At 30.4% G+C, this 17,949-nt stretch carries 19 protein-coding genes and 1 tRNA gene; 16 read left to right on the top strand and 4 right to left on the bottom strand.

Features of this window, described 5'->3' with window-relative positions; translation table 11 throughout:
• Positions 1 to 30 precede the first annotated feature (30 nt).
• On the bottom strand, positions 31 to 1,161 hold the full coding sequence (locus ACMCMH_RS08495; RefSeq protein WP_412724556.1) for an OprD family outer membrane porin: 1,131 nt from the start codon (positions 1,159 to 1,161) through the stop codon (positions 31 to 33).
• Between the two features lie 291 nt (positions 1,162 to 1,452).
• Here ACMCMH_RS08495 and ACMCMH_RS08490 point away from each other — a divergent pair, with 291 nt between their 5' ends.
• On the top strand, positions 1,453 to 4,269 hold the full coding sequence (locus ACMCMH_RS08490) for a glycine betaine ABC transporter substrate-binding protein (RefSeq protein WP_412724554.1): 2,817 nt from the start codon (positions 1,453 to 1,455) through the stop codon (positions 4,267 to 4,269).
• A gap of 33 nt (positions 4,270 to 4,302) precedes the next feature.
• On the opposite strand, the gene ACMCMH_RS08485 is transcribed toward ACMCMH_RS08490, so the two are convergent.
• The 3 genes from ACMCMH_RS08485 to rpsU form a co-directional block, all read right to left on the bottom strand.
• Positions 4,303 to 4,695 (bottom strand): hypothetical protein, encoded by a 393-nt coding sequence (locus tag ACMCMH_RS08485; protein ID WP_412724552.1) that lies wholly within the window; start codon positions 4,693 to 4,695, stop codon positions 4,303 to 4,305.
• 341 nt (positions 4,696 to 5,036) lie between these two features.
• Positions 5,037 to 5,113 (bottom strand) — tRNA-Arg (locus ACMCMH_RS08480).
• Between the two features lie 67 nt (positions 5,114 to 5,180).
• Positions 5,181 to 5,393: a 30S ribosomal protein S21 gene (gene rpsU, locus ACMCMH_RS08475; protein WP_412728015.1), complete on the bottom strand. Its 213-nt coding sequence runs from the start codon at positions 5,391 to 5,393 to the stop codon at positions 5,181 to 5,183.
• A 139-nt stretch (positions 5,394 to 5,532) separates the two neighbouring features.
• Between rpsU and moaC the strand changes: the two genes are divergently transcribed.
• From moaC to ACMCMH_RS08400, 15 genes are all read left to right on the top strand, one after another.
• The gene (gene moaC, locus ACMCMH_RS08470; protein WP_412724550.1) at positions 5,533 to 6,003 is read left to right on the top strand and encodes a cyclic pyranopterin monophosphate synthase MoaC; all 471 of its coding nucleotides are present in this window, start codon (positions 5,533 to 5,535) and stop codon (positions 6,001 to 6,003) included.
• Positions 6,000 to 6,263, top strand: a complete 264-nt coding sequence (locus tag ACMCMH_RS08465; RefSeq protein WP_412724548.1) for a YbeD family protein — start codon at positions 6,000 to 6,002, stop codon at positions 6,261 to 6,263. The genes moaC and ACMCMH_RS08465 overlap by 4 nt, the downstream gene beginning before the upstream one ends.
• Positions 6,263 to 6,634: an HIT domain-containing protein gene (locus ACMCMH_RS08460; RefSeq protein WP_412724546.1), complete on the top strand. Its 372-nt coding sequence runs from the start codon at positions 6,263 to 6,265 to the stop codon at positions 6,632 to 6,634. The genes ACMCMH_RS08465 and ACMCMH_RS08460 overlap by 1 nt, the downstream gene beginning before the upstream one ends.
• Before the next feature lie 15 nt (positions 6,635 to 6,649).
• The gene (locus tag ACMCMH_RS08455; RefSeq protein ID WP_412724544.1) at positions 6,650 to 7,390 is read left to right on the top strand and encodes a M15 family metallopeptidase; all 741 of its coding nucleotides are present in this window, start codon (positions 6,650 to 6,652) and stop codon (positions 7,388 to 7,390) included.
• A gap of 3 nt (positions 7,391 to 7,393) precedes the next feature.
• Positions 7,394 to 8,887 (top strand): M99 family carboxypeptidase catalytic domain-containing protein, encoded by a 1,494-nt coding sequence (locus ACMCMH_RS08450; protein WP_412724542.1) that lies wholly within the window; start codon positions 7,394 to 7,396, stop codon positions 8,885 to 8,887.
• Positions 8,888 to 8,894: 7 nt separating this feature from the next.
• Positions 8,895 to 12,326 (top strand): methionine synthase, encoded by a 3,432-nt coding sequence (metH, locus tag ACMCMH_RS08445; protein WP_412724540.1) that lies wholly within the window; start codon positions 8,895 to 8,897, stop codon positions 12,324 to 12,326.
• On the top strand, positions 12,323 to 12,835 hold the full coding sequence (locus tag ACMCMH_RS08440) for a hypothetical protein (protein ID WP_412724538.1): 513 nt from the start codon (positions 12,323 to 12,325) through the stop codon (positions 12,833 to 12,835). Before metH ends, ACMCMH_RS08440 begins: the two co-directional genes overlap by 4 nt.
• 42 nt (positions 12,836 to 12,877) lie before the next feature.
• Complete coding sequence (locus ACMCMH_RS08435) at positions 12,878 to 13,168, top strand: DUF3817 domain-containing protein (protein WP_412724536.1); 291 nt, start codon at positions 12,878 to 12,880, stop codon at positions 13,166 to 13,168.
• A gap of 91 nt (positions 13,169 to 13,259) precedes the next feature.
• Complete coding sequence (locus tag ACMCMH_RS08430) at positions 13,260 to 13,643, top strand: class II SORL domain-containing protein (protein WP_412724534.1); 384 nt, start codon at positions 13,260 to 13,262, stop codon at positions 13,641 to 13,643.
• Positions 13,644 to 13,727: 84 nt separating this feature from the next.
• Positions 13,728 to 14,354 carry an HNH endonuclease gene (locus ACMCMH_RS08425; protein WP_412724532.1) on the top strand — a complete coding sequence of 209 codons (627 nt, stop codon included), beginning with the start codon at positions 13,728 to 13,730 and terminating at the stop codon, positions 14,352 to 14,354.
• A gap of 78 nt (positions 14,355 to 14,432) precedes the next feature.
• A complete protein-coding gene (gene folD / locus ACMCMH_RS08420; RefSeq protein WP_412724530.1) occupies positions 14,433 to 15,287 on the top strand; it encodes a bifunctional methylenetetrahydrofolate dehydrogenase/methenyltetrahydrofolate cyclohydrolase FolD in 855 nt (284 codons plus the stop codon).
• Positions 15,287 to 16,075 carry a signal peptidase I gene (gene lepB, locus ACMCMH_RS08415; RefSeq protein ID WP_412724528.1) on the top strand — a complete coding sequence of 263 codons (789 nt, stop codon included), beginning with the start codon at positions 15,287 to 15,289 and terminating at the stop codon, positions 16,073 to 16,075. Before folD ends, lepB begins: the two co-directional genes overlap by 1 nt.
• A complete protein-coding gene (gene rpiB, locus ACMCMH_RS08410) occupies positions 16,075 to 16,530 on the top strand; it encodes a ribose 5-phosphate isomerase B (RefSeq protein ID WP_412724526.1) in 456 nt (151 codons plus the stop codon). The genes lepB and rpiB overlap by 1 nt, the downstream gene beginning before the upstream one ends.
• A 34-nt stretch (positions 16,531 to 16,564) precedes the next feature.
• A complete protein-coding gene (locus tag ACMCMH_RS08405) occupies positions 16,565 to 16,726 on the top strand; it encodes a hypothetical protein (protein WP_412724524.1) in 162 nt (53 codons plus the stop codon).
• A complete protein-coding gene (locus tag ACMCMH_RS08400; RefSeq protein ID WP_412724522.1) occupies positions 16,719 to 17,948 on the top strand; it encodes an HD domain-containing protein in 1,230 nt (409 codons plus the stop codon). Before ACMCMH_RS08405 ends, ACMCMH_RS08400 begins: the two co-directional genes overlap by 8 nt.
• The last annotated feature ends 1 nt before the right edge of the window (position 17,949 follow it).

Here is a 17,949-nt window from a genome sequence, read left to right as displayed (position 1 = left end):
TTTAGCATATTATATCGAATCAGCAATCTACTAAAAAGGATAAGTTACATTGAGTCTGAACTCATTATCATCACTATCTTTTCCTGCTTCTTCATAAAGAACAGCTACATTTAGACCATCAACTGCTCCACTAAATGTATAGTCAGCTGTAGCACTTGAGTAAGAGATCTCTTTATCTTTACGATCATCAAAAACATAATTTACACCAACATTCAATGCAGGGATAACAGCATAACTTGCACCAACTTTATAAGCATCACTATTTGCACTATATGTATCTGAAAGGATTGGAGAACCTGTGTATGCAAAGTCAGCACCATTTCCTAAACCTGCATGAACATACTCGTCACCTGTAGTTGTATATGCAGCTACAAATGAAGCTTTACCAAATGAGATATTTCCTTTTAGTCCAAATAGATCAGTACTATCAACACCCTCTTTTTCGCTATAGTAATATTGTGATGCTAGTGCAAAATTGTCTTTTTTATACACAGCTTCAAGGTACGCTACTTCCATAAGGTCTTTTGCATCAAGATATGCTACAGTTAAATTAACATTCTCAATTGAAGAGTTTTCTACAACTGCTGTATATGCACCATGAGCAACTTCACCTTGCCAAGTAAAATCTTTAGTAAATCTACCAATATCCCCTTCACCATCTGTTCTATTTTGCATTTTTTGAACATATCCAATAGTGATTTTTGTATCTTGAATATCAGAATTTGTAACGATTGCACCCTCAAATGATTCTCTATTCATACGAGATCCACTTCCTGCAACAAGTGGTGTTCCAAAATACATTCGACCTACTTGTGCTGTAGTTTTTCCTAAAGCATAAGAAAGATATAGTTCTGAAAGTTGAGAACCAGAACCATACATATCATCTTTAAATACTTCTCTTGCATCATCATTTATAAATGGAGAAGATGAAGTTTGAAATGTTGCTTTTGCACCAAAGTTGTAAAAAGTTGCTGTTTCATAACTAACATCTAAACCAAAGTTAATAATTTCTGCATCTGTACCTTTGTTTCTACTCCAATAAGCAGCTTGTAAAGCTCCGCTAGCTTTTCCATTTTTAAGTGCTTCTGCTACAGAATCTGCAGCGTATGAACAGGTACCTAGTGCCATAATAGCAGCAAGACTAAATTTCATTAATTTCATTGATTATCCTAATAATTTTTTTGAAAGTATAGTATAGTTTAACTGAATCATCAATCTATAGAAAATATATCATTTTAAGCTTCTTTTATAAACAATATGTCAAAACTTTAGCTATAATATAATCTAAATAATTATCAAAATATTGTATTTTTTAATTAAATAATATATAATTAAAGTTATTTAAATATAATCAAATAAATTGTAAAATTATATTTTTATACTTGGAAGATTTAAACTTTTACATTAAAGTATGCTATATCTTTTTGCTATATTTCTAAAAGGTATTACTAAATGAATAAATTAATGGACTGGGTAAGTAAACCAGTTGGCTTAATGTTAATAGCTGTATTTTTATGGATGAGCTATCCTCCTCTTGTAAATCAATTACTCAATAGTTCTAGTGTTTTGTATGTTTCTGCTTTTGCTCATTCAATTGGTGGCTTTTCAACTCTTATAGTTGCATTTTATGTCCTAATTATCAGAGATAAAATTCGAATACTTTCACTACTCTCTAGTACACATATTAAAAAGGTAGCATACTATACTGGTTTAGCAGGTTTATTTAGCGTATTAAATCATTTTCTACTGTATACTGCATTAAAATCTTCGGAAGAGTTTGATGTGGTTGCAATACTTGTTTTTGAAACTTGGCCAATTCTTTTTTTTATCATTGATAGTAAATTAAGAAAAGAAAAGCGTAAAATAACGATCAATGATTATATCTTTACAGGAGCAGCATTTGCAGGTTTTATTATTTTAACAATACCCAATCTTGATTTTGCTGATATTTTATTACTTAATAGCCCAATGATAAATACTATATTTTTAGCTGCTCTTGGTGGACTTGCCATGGCCATTACATGTTATTTTCGTATGAAAAACATGGATGTATGGAGTGACTTATCCACTTCTCAACAAATACCTATTAATAGTTTTAGAAGAGGATTGTTAACTGAGGCTGGAGCAAGAACAATATCTGGAGTTATATTAACAATTATATTGTTTATCTCTGGTGAAAAAGTTGCTTTTCCTGAGACCTCTACATTATTCTTACTCTTATTTGTTGGAATTTTTATTTTAGCAATTGGAGGTTTATTATATGACTTATCTGTATTTAGTGCAGATAGTGCTTCAGTTGGTGCATTATGGTATTTGATGCCTGTTGGAGCAATAGCTATTCTTGCATTAATGCAAGGACGATTAATCAATCAATATGAAGCTGTAGCCTCAGTCCTTATTGTTTCCTCAAATATATTTTTGGCGTTACGATATCCATTAAAGTCATCATTACTTTTCTTATTTGTATCAATATGTTTAATAGGTATTTGGATTTTATTTGCACCTATTTTACCAATAAATAATTACTATAGTTTACTTTCCGTTTCAACAATTTTTTTTGTATTACTCGCAACTTTTGCATTAGAAAGAGCAACTGCACTAAATCGTGAAAAAGAAGACTTACTTGTAGAATTTAATGAACAAGTTACAATTCTTATGGAGCGTATTGCTGATACAGACAAATGCGAATATTTTAAATTATATGCACAAGAAATAAGATTATATACATTTCTAAATTTACATAGTTTTATCAGAGCATTCAGAGATATTTCACACTTAAGAAATATACAAAAAAAAGTTGAAAAACTAAAACAGTCTATGTTATTTTCTTCCATACAAAGAGATAAAGAAATAAGAGAATACCTATTAAGATTGTTCAAAACTGGAGATAAATTACAAACAATGGAAAGTGATAGAATAGCACCCGAAGAATTCATTATTCTAATTTTTCTTGGTACTGCTAATATCTTTTTTTCTTTAGTATTTAGACCTGAAAGTCTTTCTTCTGGTTTGTTTTCATTAATAGTTACTGCATCTATAATATATCTTTTACTAATTATTATTGAGAGAGATAAAAATACTCAAATAAGACATGATCATGCATTGAATGTTAAAAGTATAGTTAAATATTTAGAAAAATATGAAGATTTAGAAATAATAAATGAAAGTGCAAAACTTGAACATGAAATTAGAACTACTTTAGATATAAACTCTACACCTCAAAAAACACGAAGTTATTCATATTGGACTTTTAGTGTTTTTGTAATCATTTTTTTGGGTTTTGGATATTCATTCTTTTATTCATCCTTAAAACAAAATCAATTATTTGAAAATTCACCATTAAGTTTGGTAGATAATAAAAAAAATATTCAGGTAAATATAGCATTGCTTGATTGGCCAAGTGCACAAATAAAAGCTCATATTCTGAAAGATATTATAAATAAACATACTGAATTAAAAGCATCTACTGTACCTATCTCTAGTGTAGTTGCTTTCAAACAAATGGATGAAACAAAAGGTATGATTGATATCTATCCAGAATTATGGGTAGAAAATAATAAAAAATTAATACGACGATATGTAAATGCATACGGTACAGTTTCTTTAGGGAAAACTTCAGTTGAAGGTTATCAAGGTCTTTGTTATACTAGTTTTACAGATAGAGAAAATTTATTTTCTGAAAAAGATTTTTTATCAGAAAAGGTTGCACATCTATTTGATTTATCTGGAGATAATAAAGGAAATATATGGATTGGAACAGATGGTTGGGATTCAACAAAAATTGAAAAACGAAGACTTGCAGGATATGGATTTGATAAATATTATAATTTTGATGTTTATGATATAGAAGTTATGAAATTATTACTAAAAAGAAATAATGAAAAAAAGGTTCCAACTCTATTTTTCTGTTATTATCCAAGTGATGTTTTTATGGACAAAAATGTTTATTTTGCTAAAAACACAAAACATGACAAAAATGAATGGAAGAAAATTATGATGAATAAAGATATTAATTCACTAGAATCAAGTACTTCTTGGCCAACGACTAATATAAAAATTGCTTTTAGAACAAGTCTAATCAAAGATCATAAAGAATTAAATCTATTATTAAATAATTTTTATGTTAGTAATGATGATTTAATAGATATGCTATCAATGATTAAAAAAGGGAAAAGTATTGAAAAAGTTTCAAAAGATTGGATTGAGAATAATAATGAAAAAATTTTAGAATGGTTAATAGGATTTAAATTTAAAAAAGATAAAATTTAAATGATAATACAATTTTCAAAAAAAGGGAAAGAATCACACCACTCCAAAGTTTGTAAAAGCAGCTTCTACACTTGGAATACTTTTGTAGTTTGTAGCTGTAAAATGGACTTTTTTTGTTTTTAGGTCGCATACAGCGATTTTGAAACTAGAGCCTATATAGGGTTCTACTGTACAAATTATTTTATCATTTATTTGTCGTGTTAGATAAACTGTCCCTTGAAGTGAGGAGAAAAAATATTTAGGATAGCTCAAAGGTGTTATCTCTACAATAACAATAGATTTGTTATTTTCAAGAGTTTGTAAAATAATCATAGCATCATCATAACTCTCAAACTGAACACACCAGTCATCAAAATTTTTATTGAAATTTTGTAAATCCTCATCAAGAAACCCACCTGCTATTGATTGTAAAGCAAATATGCTCATAAAAACACCTTGAAATATATTAGTTTATATAGCCTAAAAGATAGGCTTTTGTATTTTGCATTATATCAAAATAGTGATTAAGACGATGTTTGATTCCACTTCTATCAAGGCTAGTGCTGAAAGTTTTTACAAACTATTCAAAAGGCAAGTCGCTTTATTATGAAATATTCCTTTCACTTCTTGCCACTTGACTTTCTCTTTTTTGTCCGCTTGTTTGAATATCTTGTAGAAAAAAAGAAAAAGAATTTCAAAATTCTTTTTAGGGTATCAAATAGATTTTTTCAGGAAATAAAAAAGCTCCACATAAAAAGTCAAAAGACTAATTATGTGGAGCTTTTTAATGGTACGCCTGGCAGGATTCGAACCCGCAACCACCGGGGCCGAAACCCAGTGCTATATCCAGTTAAGCCACAGACGCATTTTCTTCGGCTAAATTAAGGATGAAAGAATATCTCTTTTATCCTTAAAGTTTTATATTGTAAAGATTACAGTCTAGACTCATATCTTCTTAACATATAAAGTTTTTTTAACATTTTTTTACGAGCGTTAATTTTTTGTTTCTTTTTCTTTTCAGGGTTAGATTCAAAATATCTTCTTGCTCTTGTTTCAGTAACGATTAAACTTCTATCACATTGTTTTTTAAATCTTCTATAAGCTTCTTCGAAAGATTCACTCTCTTTTACTTTAATACCAGGCATAACTACATCACCCACTTTCTTGCATAGATTTGACTGCTCTTGGCATGTCATTGCTGAAATTTGTAGCGGATTATATATAAAATTGTCTTAATGTAACTTGAAGTATAATACACATAAATAAATTATTGGACTATTATATATGAACTTAACACATTTAGATGAGAACAATCGACCTAAAATGGTAGATGTATCAGAAAAAGAAAACACAACACGAGTAGCAATTGCAAGTGGAATCATCACTATGAATGATGAAGCATACAATAATGTTATCTCAAATGAAAACAAAAAAGGTCCTGTAATTCAAACAGCAGTAATAGCTGCAATCATGGGGACAAAAAAAACGCCTGAGCTTATTCCTATGTGCCATCCTCTTTTGCTAAGTGGCATCAACTGTGATGTCGAAGAGTTACCAGAACTTCCAGGTTTTAAGCTTACAGTTACTACAAAACTAGCAGGAAAAACAGGTGTAGAGATGGAAGCACTTACAGGAGTATCTATAGGACTTCTTACTATTTATGATATGGTAAAAGCTATAGACAAAGGGATGATAATTAGTGAAGTAAAACTTGAACATAAAAGCGGTGGAAAAACAGGAGATTTTCAAAGATGATAGATTTAAGTCAACATAAATTAGAGTTAGATTATCCATGTAATTGGACATATAAATTAGTGATACGAAACGAACAAAACATCAAAAAAATCATCAAAGAGGTTTTAGATGATAGAAAACATGGGGTAAAACCTTCAAAAGTAAGTAGTAAAGGAAAGTTCAAAAGTTATACATTGGATTGTATTGTTGAAGATGAAGAAGACAGAAAAGAGCTTTACAAAATTTTAGGTGACCATGAACATATCAAAATGGTTGTATGATGGACGATTTAATTATTTACCAAAATGATTTAGTAAAAATCGAAATTGAAAAACACGAGATACCTTGGCTAAAAATATTTACGCAAAAAGATATCAAAGAGTTTAGTTCTTGTGATACAAAAACAAAAAATGAAATCTGGAGATGTTTAGATATTATTGAAAAAGAGATGATTGATTATTTTCAAGCAGATAAAATAAATATTGCTTCATTTGGTAACTACTGTCCACATGTTCATTTTCATATACAGGCTCGTTTTAAAGAGGATAGTTATTTCCCCGAACCTACTTGGGGAGTAAAACAAAGAGATGCAAAGCTTGAGTTAAAAGATTTTTTACCTTTTTACTCAAATGTAGTTTCAAAGCTAAGTTAGGATAATATCACGACTATGAATAGAAGAAATTTTTTATTATTATCAACATTATCACCGCTTTTTGCTAAAGATTATATACAGATCAATCACGATGTAAACTTACATATTAATGATTTGAATACATTATATACTTTAGATAGTCGTCTTAAAAGACTTAGAAGATACATAGGGTTTGCAAACTTCAATATCGTCTCTCTTGATCAAGCTTTATATTACGCTAGAAACTATTCTAGCATAGGAAAATTTACAAAAGAAGAACTAGTTTTAATAGAAAAACTATTTTATAGTGAGCCAAATAAGTTTGGATTTTATGGAAATAAAACTGTAGACAATATCTCACAAAGTATTTCAAGTAAAGATATTCAAAAAATACCACACTCGGGTCACTTTATATTTAAAGGGAAACCCCTTGAAGATTACAATAGAATTTTAAAGGATGTGGGAACAAATATTATATTGACCTCAGGAATTAGAAATGTTGTAAAACAACTTAGCTTATACATAAGCAAAGTAAAAAGTCTCAATGGTAACCTTTCACAAGCTTCAAATATCATAGCACCACCTGCATATACTTATCATGCTATTAGTGATTTTGATGTAGGGAAAAGAGGTTGGGGAAATAGAAACTTCACTTCTGATTTTGCACAAACAAAAGAGTTTCACAAGATGCAAAAACTCGATTATATAGGTATTAGATATACTCACAACAACAAAGATGGTGTTCGTTTTGAGCCATGGCATGTAGAGGTTATATAAATTATGAACATCAATTTCAAAAAATCCTTTTTTCTTATTTTTATATCATTTTTATTTTTAGGATGCAATGAAAAAAATGAACCTATAAAAACACCACCTCTAAATCAAAGTACTATCATCGAAAAAGAAAATGTAGATTTAAATAAAACAAAAGTAAAAGATCTAAATCAAGTTGAAGAAAAGACAAAAGAAGCATTGTCCTATCCTCCCAAAACTATACAAAGATCAAGCTCAATTGCAACAAAAAGTACAATAAAAAACTTTGATTTCAATATCATCAAAAAAGGTTTTAAAGATGATAATAATACTCTTCTAATTGTAGGGGGTATTCAAGGTGATGAACCTGGTGGTTTTATGGCAGCATCTTTAATTGTGACTCATTATAAGATTACAAAAGGTTCTGTTTGGGTTGTACCAAATCTAAACTTTTATAGTATCATCAAACGAAGTCGTGGACCTTATGGTGATATGAATCGTAAGTTTGCCAACTTATCAAAAGATGACCCTGAATATGAAACAATCCAAAGAATTAAAAACTATATCAATCATGATAATGTAAAACTAATAGTAAATCTCCATGACGGGAGTGGTTATTATAGACCAAAATATATAGACAAAGAACATTCTCCATATAAATGGGGACAGTGTTCAATCATTGATCAAGAGATACTTAAAGACCACAAATATTCAAACCTTTTTGAGATATCAAACAGTGTAGTATCTCATGTAAACAAAAGTCTTATCAAAAAAGAACATATATATCACCTACACAATACTCGTACAAGTGAAGGTGATAAAGAGATGGAAAAAACACTCACTTACTATGCCATAAATAAAGGGAAAGCTGCTTTTGGAAATGAAGCTAGTAAAAACTTACCAACACATCAAAGAACTTACTATCACCTTCTTGCTTTAGAAAAATATATGGACACGATGGGTATTGAGTATGAAAGACAATTTAATCTTAACGACCAAGTGATAAAAAATATTCTTGACAATGATATTGAGATATCTTTTTATGATAATAAAATCAAACTACCACTTTCAAAAATACGAAATATTATAAACTATTTTCCAGTGAAAAACGATGGTAGTATAGACTTTGTACCAAGTAATCCTTTGATGACAATAGTCAAAAAAAACAATGAATATAGTATCTATTATGGAAATAGAAGATTATCTCGTTTAAAAGCTGATTATATAGACTATGAGGTTGAAAATAAAGATATTGATATAAAAGTAGATAGTGTCAAAAGAAAAGTATCATTTGGTTCAGTTATTACAGTGAAAGAAAACTTTAACATAATGCCAATTGACAACTATAGAGTAAATGTGATTGGATATACCAATAAAACAAAAAAAGAAACAAATATAACAATACATCACAGCGATATGATGAAGAAATTTTCTATCGATAAAGATGGTTTAATTTATAGAATTGAATTTTATTCAAAAGAAAAATTTGCTGGGATGATACTTGTAAAATTTGCAGGATGACAAATAGATGATAAAAGAACAAATACAAAAACTTATAAAAACAAGACCACTAGTGATTGATGGTGCGATGGGAACTCAGCTGCAAAATGCAGAGATACCACAAAATGCATGGTTAGATGATAAAGGTATTGATCAAGAGGGTTGTAATGAACTATTAAATGCAACTGCTCCAGAAATTTTGACACAAATACACACAGCGTATGCCGAAGCTGGTGCTGATATGATAAAAACAAATACCTTTGGTTCTATGCCATGGGTACTTGATGAATACGATATGGGACAAAGAAGTTATGAGTTATCAAAACTAGGTGCAAAAATTGTAAAAGATGTTTGTACAAAGTTTTCTACCCTTGAGAAACCTAGATTTGTTTTAGGAGCAATTGGTCCAGGAACAAAATTACCTAGTTTGAAACATATTGACTATGATACTATGTATGAGGGATATTGTGTAACAGCCCAAGGGCTAGCTGATGGAGGTGTTGATGTTTTTCTACTTGAAACTTGTCAAGATCCTTTACAGATAAAAGCAGCCATTCATGCACTCCAAGATACGACGCCACACATTCCTATTATGGTGAGTGCTACGATTGAGTTATCAGGAACTATGCTTATAGGAACTGATGCTCAAACTATAGCAACTATTTTAGAACCTTTTGATATTTTATCGTTAGGATTCAACTGTGGAACAGGACCAGAGCAAGTTAAAAAACATTTAAAGATATTAAGTGAATGTTCAAATAAACTACTTTCAATTCATGCAAATGCAGGACTTCCTGAAAATCGTGGTGGATGTAGTTTTTATCCAATGGAAGCACAAGAATTTTCTGATATTCAAAAACAATTTTTAGAATTTGATGGGGTAAGTTTTTTAGGTGGATGTTGTGGAACTACGCCTGCACATATTAAAGCTTTAGTAAAAAGTGTAGAAAATATTGTACCCAAAGTTCCAACAGGAGATCACCCTACTTCTTTAGCATCACTTTTCAATACAGTTGAACTCAAACAAAATCCATCGCCTCTTTTAATAGGGGAAAGAAGTAATGCTACAGGTTCTAAAGCATTTAGAGAACTACTCAAGGCTGAAGATTTTGAAGGTACTTTAACTGTTGGGCAACAACAAGTAAGAGCTGGGGCGCATATTATTGATGTGAGCGTTGGATTTGCTGGGCGTGATGAAACAAAAGATATGGAAGAGGTAGCTTCTTTGTATGCACAAAAAATATCACTTCCACTTATGCCAGATTCTACTCAAATACCAGCACTAGAACAAGCCTTAAAACTCATAGGTGGTAAACCTATTTTAAACTCTGTAAACCTTGAAGATGGAATAGAGAGATTTGATGAAATTTGTTCTATGGCAAAAAAACATGGTACAAGTTTAGTTTGTTTAGTAATCGATGAAGTTGCTATGGCAAAAACAAAAGACAAAAAAGTAGAAATAGCTGAACGAATATATCAAAGAGCTGTTAACTTACACAAAATCAATCCTGCTGATTTAGTATTTGATATGCTTGTATTTACTGTTGGTAGTGGAGATGACGAGTATAGAACAGCTGCTATTGAGACAATTGAAGCGATAAGAGAGTTCCAAATAATGCACCCAGAAGTGGGAACAACACTAGGACTTTCAAATATCTCTTTTGGTCTTAATACACATGCAAGAGTATATTTAAATAGTGTGTTTTTACATCATTGTATCGAAGCTGGATTAACATCTGCAATTGTAAATGTAAAACATCTTATCCCTATAAATAAAATGAGTAAAGAAGATTTAAAAGCGTGTGAAGATTTACTTTTTAACAACCAAGAAGATGGTGATCCTCTTTTTGCTTTTATTGAACATTTTTCAGATATAGAAGCGGTTGAGCAACAAAGTGATGAGGAGTATGAAAAACTCACAGACAATGAAAAAGTGATACAACTGCTCAAAGATGGTGACAAAGAGAGACTTATACCTTTAGCTCTTCAACTAAAAGACACAGTTCCTGCTGAGCTTATTGTAAACGAGTGGCTTATTGATGGGATGAAAGAGATAGGTGTACTTTTTGGAAATGGTGAGATGCAACTTCCTTTTGTACTTCAAAGTGCCGAGACCATGAAAGCTACAGTTGATCAACTGAACCCATTTTTACCAAAAGTGGAAAAAGAATCAGAAACTATACTTGTTTTGGGTACAGTTAAAGGTGATGTGCATGATGTTGGGAAAAACCTTGTAGATATTATTTTAAGTAACAATGGATTTAAAGTTATAAACATAGGGATAAAAGTTTCAATAGATGATTTTATCCAAACAGCCAAAGAACACAATGCAAGTGCAATAGGGATGAGTGGGTTACTTGTAAAATCTACAAATGAGATGAAAGCAAATATGGTAGAGCTTGAAAAACAAAAACTTGACATACCTGTTCTTATAGGTGGAGCAGCACTTACAAAAGCTTTTGTTGATGATTTTTGTCGTCCTATTTACAGTGGAGATATTTTTTACTGTCGAGATGCTTTTGATGGCGTTATTGCTATGCAAAGAGTTGAGGCGGGAGGAACACTCGATACACAGATGGCAGCAGATTTAATAGTTTATGATGATGTAGAAAAAAAAGAAAAAGTTGTTTTTGATAAAGAGATACATACTCCAAAACTATTAGAAAATAAACACAACTATACAGCTCCATTCTATAAAAGAAGAGATATGAGTAAGGATTTTGACCCTAGTTTAGCTTTTGAATGGATAAACCACAGAGTTTTATTTAGACAAAGATGGGGTTACAAAAAAGGTGCTCAAGATAAAGACAAATTTTTAAAATATGAGAAAGAGGTAGTACAAGAGATATACAATGATTTAAAAGATGAGTTTTTAGATAAAAAAATCTTTGATCCTATTGTTTTATATTCTTATTTTTACTGTAAATCAGAAGATACAAAACTTCATATTTACGATAATGAGAAAAAAAATATTATCAAAACTTTTGATTTTCCACGACAAGGGGCATCTCCACATAGATGTTTGAGTGATTATTTTACAAGTGATGAGTTTGATACGGTTGCTTTTAGTTTTGTAAGTTCAGGGCTTAAAATCACAGATTTTGAAAAAGCTATTTATGATGAAGGTAACTTTGTACGATACTATCAAGTTCATGGTTTAGGAGTAGAATTAGCTGAAGCTTGTGCTGAGATGGTTCATAAACAAGTCAGACTTGACCTTAATATAGTAGATAAAGAAAAACCAACATTAAATGATGTTCGAATGAAACAATATCAAGGGTGTAGATATAGCCCAGGGTATGCAGCGTGTCCTGATCTTTCTATGAATAGAGATATTTTTGATCTACTCAAACCTGAAGATTTTGGTATAGAGTTAAGTGAAACATTTCAAATACATCCTGAGCAAAGTACGGTTGCTATCATTGTTCCAAACAAAGAAGCAAAATACTTTAATGTATGATTTTAATTCATACAGCTTTATTATGTGAAGCACAAAGTTTTATAGAGTATTATAAACTGAAAAAAATAAACAATAAACTTTATCAAAATGATAAACTTATTGTTTTAATCTCTGGAATAGGAAAACAAAATACTCTTTTAACACTTGAAGATATATTTTCAAATCATAGCATCACAAAAGCTCTTAATATCGGAATTGCTGGTTGCAATGATATAAAAATAGATATAGGAACTCTTTTCTGTACAAACAGATGTTTAGAAAATATAAAAAAACTTCCATTAATAACACACGATAAAATCACAACAAATTCACAAGAAACAAACCCTACTTTGTATGATATGGAAGCAAAATATTTTCACAGAATCAGTTCGTTGTATTTAAAAAAGGAAAATATATTTATTTTTAAAATAGTAAGTGACCATTTAAGCTCAAAAAAACTTCCAAAAGACTACATAAAGTCACTCATATCCAAACAAAAGATTATACATCAATTTATTAATCTAAATTAAATGATATCTTGATATATTTACACTATTAAAGGACAAAAACGGATGAAAACAAACTTGAAAAAATTTAGACTGATAGCTTTTATGGAAGGTATCTCTTTTTTAGTACTATTATTTATAGCAATGCCTATAAAATATATCATAGGTGAACCTATAGTAGTAAAATATGTCGGTATGGCTCACGGTGTATTATTTTTACTTTTTCTTTTTTTACTTGTAGTAACGGCACGAGAATTAAAATGGAATTTTGGATTTATTACAATGGCTTTTATAGCTTCTTTAATACCTTTTGGAACATTTTATTTAGAAAAAAAACTCAAAGTTATTGATAGTTAACTTAAACTTATATACTAGAAAACTATTTTACATACTAACTTAAATGTTATTAGTGTATAATTTATACAATTTAAAACAAAAGGAAATTAATATGCCAAAAATTAATAAATATGTAGATATCGACACTGTTGAAAGAGAAGCAAAAAAAGATTTAATAGATAGACATAGTCCGTTTATTCACTGTGCTGAGACTGCAACTGCAGGTGAGCCATTTGAAGTAACAGTTAAAATGGGTAATGAATATACTCATCCAGATGATTTTGATCATTACATTGAATCAATTACACTATTTAATGGTGAAACAAAATTAGCTCAAGTTTCTTATGTTCCAGGAACATTAGGAAATGTTAAAGCACACAACACAACAACTTTTACTATTATCCCTACAACTAAAAAGTTAAACTTAGTTGCTCACGGATACTGTACAAAACACGGTATTTGGGAAAGTACTCCAGTTACTGTAGCTGTTAACTAGTATTTAAAAACTAGAACTATTTATTAAGAGGTGGAAGTTTTAACTTTCACCTCTTTTTATTGAAAACGACAAACAGGAAAATAGATGCACTTTTTAGGAATGGACTATATCATCTCATCACTTTTATGGTTAATGGGAATATTTGCTTTTGCATTTACATTTAGAAAACAGATTGCAAAATTTTTTTATAAAAAAACAACTCTTGATCTTTTTATTAGTAAACTCAAAATCTATCTTGAAAAAACATATCCAGATATTAAATTTGACTATTCAATAATTTCTCAAAGCCAATCTGAAAAAAATCCAGAAGTTAGAAAATCTATTATTATAACAAATATTATAAATCATTATAAACAATTGCCATTTAACTCCTCTTTTTATCCAACCTCTACACCAACTTCACTTCATAATTGGAGCAGTTATATCTTTCATTGTGAACCAAATAAAAACAAACTTCCAGGTGATTGGGGACAAAGAAAAAATGCAATTCTTACAAGAGATAAAGCAAAATGTTTACGATGTAGCAAACACTTGACAGTCACTACAGTTGTAGCACATATGATAAAACCTTTAGAAAATGGTGGTAAATATCATCTTGAAAATTTAGTAAGTATTTGTAAAGACTGTGAAACTCTTATAACCAACAATCAAAAAAGAATGAATCATCTAGATATTGTTGATGATTTAAATGAGATAGTTGAACAAAGCTAATTCTATTCTATAATCACATCTTTAATAAAACTTTGATAACATATAGTATTTAATATAAATAATCAAAGGAATCTTAGTATGACTATACTTGATGGTAAAAAGTTATCAAATAAAATCAGAGCAGAAGTAAAAAACGATGTTACTCAGTTACAAGAAAGAGGTATCACTCCAGGTTTGGCAGTAGTTTTAGTAGGTTCTGATCCGGCAAGTGCCGCTTATGTAAATATGAAAAGTAAAGCATGTAAGGAAGCTGGTATCTATAGTATAGCTCATGAGATGCCAGAAACTATTTCACAAGACAATATCTTAGAAATCATCACTATGATGAATAAAAATCCAAATATTGATGGAATTTTGGTGCAACTACCTCTTCCTAAACATATCGATACAACAGTTATTTTAGAAGCGATTGACCCTAAAAAAGATGTCGATGGATTTCACCCATATAATGTTGGTAGAGTCGTAGCAGGTCTTGATGGATTTATTCCTGCAACACCTTATGGTGTAATGGAACTTTTAAAAGAGTACAATATAGATCCTCAAGGGAAAAATATTTGTGTTGTTGGTGCTTCAAATATTGTAGGGAAACCTATGGCAACATTACTTTTAAATGCAAATGCTACTGTTGATATTTGTCATATCTATACAGATGATTTAAAAAAACATACTTTAGCTGCTGATATTATTTGTGTTGGTGTTGGTGTAGTTAATCTTATCAAAGAAGATATGGTAAAAGATGATGCAATTATTATTGATATTGGTATCAATCGACTTGATAATGGAAAACTAGTAGGTGATGTAGACTATGCAAATGTTGCAGATAAATGTTCTTATATCACACCAGTTCCAGGTGGAGTTGGACCAATGACTATTGCTATGTTATTAAAAAATACTGTAAAATCAGCAAGTAAAAGAGAAGTAAAAGAGCTATAATGAATATTTTAAAAAAGCTTTATAAATGGAGTAGCTCATGGACAGGTACTGTTGTAATTGTTTTGGGTATTATATTTTTTATTGCACAAGCTTTTGTAATCCCTAGTGGGAGTATGAAAAATTCTCTTCTTGTAGGAGATATGCTTTTTGTAAAAAAATTCTCTTATGGTATCCCTACACCAAGACTTCCATGGTTAGAATGGAAAGTATTACCAGATTTTAATGATAATGGACACTTAATAGAGGGTGATAAACCACAAAGAGGAGATATTGTAGTATTTCGATATCCTCACAATGAAAAAATTCACTATGTAAAAAGATGTGTTGCTACGGGGGGAGATATTGTATTTGTAAAAAATAAAAACTTATATCTTCATTTAAAAGAGGGAAATGAGTATATGATTGAAAACTATAAGGGTTATAATATTGCTCAACTAGGAGATAAACTTTATCTTGAAAATCCTTATAAAAAAGATCATCCTGGTATTCACAATGATGAAACAGTACAAAAATTCAACACACCTTATCGTCAAATTTTTGATACTGTACCTACAAAAATACCTGAAGGGGAATTTTTCATGATGGGTGACAATCGAGATCATAGTAATGATAGTCGATTTTGGGGAACAGTACCTTATAAATTTATTGTAGGAAAACCTTGGTTTGTATATTTCTCATGGGATGAAAACAAACAAATAAGATGGGATAGAGTATTTCAAACTCCATCACAATTAGAAAAAACAAAATATGTAGAAAATAAAACAGATCATCAAGAAGGAATTTATTAATGAAGTACTTTATAGGTGCAGATCATGCAGGTGTTGATTTTAAAGCTTTTGTAAAAGAGTTATTTGAAAAAAGAGGACATGAAGTAGTCGATATGGGTCCATCAACTAAAGATAGAGTTGACTACCCAGATTTTGCAGAAAAAGTGTGTGAAGAGGTACTTAAAAATAAAGATAGCAAAGGGATCTTAATTTGTGGTAGTGGTATTGGTATGTCGATGGCTGCAAATAAATTTGATGGTATCAGAGCTGCACTTTGTCACAATGAGTACTCTGCAGTAATGGCAAGACAACACAACGATGCAAATATATTATGTTTAGGTGAAAGAGTGAGTGGTCCAGGTATGATTGAAGCAATCGTTGAAGCATGGGATACAAACTCATTTGAAGGTGGTAGACATGAGGGCAGAGTTGAAAAAATCAATGCCTTAAGTAAAATGGGAAGCTGTAGAGTATAGTTTTTCTTCAGAAGTAACTTAAAAGGATTATAAAATGACACGAACTCCACCTCCTGAAGACTGGGTAGTATATGCTGTAGTCTTAAGTGTAGTTGCTGCTATTATGTTTGGAAAATATTTAATGGGTAGAGGTGATAAAGATGAATTTATCAGTTCAAATACACCAGAAGAAAAGACAATAAACAAAGATGATTAACTCAAAAATTGTAGACTATATTTTTAGTTCAGCATCTATTCAAAGATGGAATGACTACCCACGCATGGTAGATTTAGTAGAGTTAGACAAACAAGCACACAAGTTTATCATTGCTTTTTTTATTGCAAAACATGAAACAGATGTAAACTACACAAATCTCATAGAAGCAGGTATATTTGAGTTTTTGCGTCGTGTTGTTGTCACAGATATACGACCAGATGTGTTCCGAAAAGCTTTACAAAAAAAAGGCAAAGAGATAAACTCTTGGGTTTTAAATAAACTAGAAAGTACTCTCATAGAGATAGACAATGGAAGTTTTTTCCAAAAATTCAAAGACTATTTAGAAGATGATAGTTCATATACAAAAGAGCGATTTATCTTAAAAGCCGCTTCTTATTTAGCAACGAAATGGGAGTTTGGTATAGTATACCAAACAAGTCAATTTTTAAATGATATAGATGAAGTCAAAAAAGAAGTCGATGCTGAAATTGAAGATTATTACGAGCTCATTGGTGTACGAAAAATTGCATTAAATAAAAAACTAGCGAAAGTGATTGATTTAAGTGGTCGATTACGATTTCAAAAAAGATGGGCACAAACTCCAAGAATCCCTGAAACTTCTGTCTTAGGACATATGCTCACTGTTGCACTTTTTGGATATTTTTACTCTGTAAAAATAAATGCTTGTCCAAAACGATTACAAAATAATTTTTTTGTTGCACTATTTCATGATCTGCCTGAAGCATTAACCAGAGATATTATAAGTCCTGTAAAATATAGTGTTGATGAACTCGCAGACATCATAGCAGAGTATGAAGTAGTACAAATAGAAGATAAAATTATGCCTTATATTCCACATAATCTAAAAGAGGAATTTTCATATCTTTTAGGATTGGATAATCATAACTTTAAAGATGAGTTTGAAAATAAAATAAGAGAAAATGGAAAGATAAAAGTAGTTGATGATATGCAACGATATAACCTTGATAGATATGATGCTATAGATGGAAAAGCATTAAAACAATGTGACAAATTATCTGCTTTTATAGAAGCTAGTCTATCTATCTCTCATGGTATAAAATCAAAAGAACTTATGCAAGGGAAAAAACAGATTATGGCAGGACTACAAAGTATTGGGGAGATCAATTTTAAAGAGATTGCACAAACTATTGATGAAGAGTTTGGAACTACAGGGGTAACACAAACTAGAATGGAGCTTTAAT

The sequence above is a fragment of the Arcobacter sp. 15-2 genome, assembly GCF_047159865.1.
Taxonomy (GTDB): Bacteria; Campylobacterota; Campylobacteria; order Campylobacterales; family Arcobacteraceae; genus JAIOSF01.
This window is presented reverse-complemented; position numbering and strand designations above follow the sequence as displayed.